The 2,444-nt window shown below is 70.3% G+C and carries 2 protein-coding genes; both read right to left on the reverse strand.

Translation table 11 applies throughout. The features are described 5' to 3' along the window. Positions 1–56: 56 nt before the first annotated feature. Entirely contained in the window at positions 57–1,748 is a 1,692-nt protein-coding gene (gene gcl, locus ACGFMK_RS48950) for a glyoxylate carboligase (RefSeq protein WP_392778951.1), read from the reverse strand. A gap of 1 nt (position 1,749) precedes the next feature. Continuing rightward, a partial coding sequence (locus ACGFMK_RS48955; protein WP_392778954.1) for an NAD(P)-dependent oxidoreductase occupies positions 1,750–2,444 on the reverse strand: 695 nt, incomplete at its 5' end.

Raw genomic sequence — 2,444 nt, forward strand, 5'->3', positions numbered from 1 at the left:
GTGCGTAACAGGGTTAGAACACTGTTACGCACTCACGACGAGCTGCGGCAGACTGCTCAGCCCGCCGGTTCGAACTCGCGGACCGAGTCGAGGGCGGCGCCCATGGCGGCGTTGCCCTCGCGTTCGATCATGATCTCCACCAGGACCGGGCGGCTGGTCCGCTCGGCCTCCTTGCGCGCCCACTCCAGCGACGTCCGGATCTCGCCGGGCTCGTGCACGCGGGTGCCCGAGCAGCCGTAGGCCTCCATGATCTTCACGTTGTCCGTGCCGATCGCGTCGTAGTGGATGTCGACCTCGAAGTTCATGTCGTACCCGGTCTCGGCCTGGCGGATCAGGCCGAGGTACTCGTTGTTGAGCATGATCAGGACGAACCCGACGTCGTACTGCGCGGCGACCGCCAGCTCCTCGACCAGGAACTGGAACGAGTAGTCGCCGACCACGCCGACGACCTCGGCTTCGGGCCGCGCCTTCTTGACGCCGATCGCGGCCGGGATCTCCCAGCCGAGCGGGCCGGCCTGGCCGCAGACCTGGTAGTGACGTGGCTTGTGCGCCCGCTGGAACTGGCCCGACCAGATCTGGTAGAGCCCGATGGCGGTGACGAAGTAGGTGTCCTCGTCGAAGGTTTCGTTGATCTCCTTGAACACCCGGGGCGCCTTGATCGGCAGGGTGTCGAAGTCCTCGCGCCGGGGAAGCGCTTCCTTCAGCTCCGCGATCCGCCCGACCCACTCCCGCCTCGGCTCCGGTGAGCGGTGGTCCAGCGCCTTCAAGAGCGCGTCGAGGAACTCGCCGGTGTCCGAGACGATCCCGAGGTCCGGGCCGAACACCTTGCCCAGCTGGGTCGGCTCGATGTCGACGTGGATGAACTTCCGGTCGCCCCGGTAGACCGACAGCTCGCCGGTGTGCCGGTCGCCGAACCGGGCGCCCAGCGCCAGGACCAGGTCGGCCTCGAGGAAGGCCGCGTTGGCGTAGCGCTGCGACGTCTGGATGCCGGCCATCCCGGCGAACAGCTCGTGGTCCTCGGGGAAGCTCCCCTTGCCCATGAGCGTCACCTGCACCGGGACGTCGAGCCGCTCGGCCGCGGCCCGCAGCTGCTCGCTCGCCTCACCGAGCACGACGCCGCCGCCCGCCAGGATCAGCGGGCGCTCGGCCGCCAGCAGCAGGTCGAGGGCGCGTTCGACGCGCGCGGGCGCCGGTGCCACCGTGGTGAGCGGCAGCGGCGAGTCGATCGAGGAGTCCCACTCGATCTCCTGCTTCTGGACGTCGATCGGCAGGTCGATGAGCACCGGGCCGGGGCGGCCCGAGCGGGCGACGCGGAACGCCTCGCGGAAGATCCACGGCAGCTGCGCGGCTTCCTTGACCTGCACCGCCCACTTCGTCACCGGCTTGGCGATCTCGACGATGTCGACCGCCTGGAACGCCTCGGTGTGCAGCTTGTCCGACGCGGCCTGCCCGGTGATGCAGATGATCGGGATCGAGTCCGCCTGCGCGGTGTAGAGCCCGGTGATCATGTTGGTGCCGGCCGGGCCGGACGTGCCGATCGCGACGCCGACGTTGCCGTTCGTCCTGGCCCAGCCGTCGGCCATGTGCGTCGCGCCCTCTTCGTGGCGGACGATCAGGTGCTCGATGACGCGGCCCTGTAGGGCGTTATACAGCGGGAGGATCGCGGCGCCGGGGCAGCCGAAGACGGTGTCGACGCCCTCGCTCTCCAAGACGTCGACGACCGCCTGCATGACGGGGATCCGGGGCATGTCACACCTCCGCCGGGACGCGGCCCGACAACTGTTCGGCGACCTTCAGCAAGGCCGAGTGGTCCAGGGAGCCGTACCCCATGGCACGGCCGGCGGCGACGAGCTGGGCGACCAGGCCCGTCAGCGGGAGCGCGACGTCGGCCTGCCGCGCGGCGGCCAGCGCGATCCCCATGTCCTTGTGGTGCAGGTCGATCCGGAACCCCGGCGCGAACTGGCGGTCCACCATGGACTTGCGCTTGAGCTCGAGGATCCGGCTGCCGGCGAGGCCGCCGGCGAGCACGTCGAGGCCCGTCGCGGCGTCCACACCGGACGCTTCCAGCAGCACGATCGCCTCGGCGACGAGGCCGTAGATCCCGCCCACCACGAGCTGGTTGGCGGCCTTCACGACCTGACCGGCACCGTGCGGGCCGACGTGCACGATCGTCTTGCCGAGTGCCTCGAACAGTGGCTTCGCGGCTTCGAAGTCGGCCGCGTCACCACCGACCATGATGGACAGCGCGGCCTGCTCGGCGCCGGCCTGGCCGCCGGACACCGGCGCGTCGAGGACGCGGATCTTCCTGTCCCGCGCGAGGTTCGCGACCTCGATCGACGTCTCGGGCCGGATGGTGCTCATGTCGATCAGCAGCGTTCCGGGCGCGGCCGCGGCGAGAACCCCGCCCTCGCCGAGCGCGACCGCCTCCACCTGCGGGTGGTTGG

The organism is Amycolatopsis sp. NPDC049252 (assembly GCF_043197175.1).
GTDB lineage: Bacteria > Actinomycetota > Actinomycetes > Mycobacteriales > Pseudonocardiaceae > Amycolatopsis.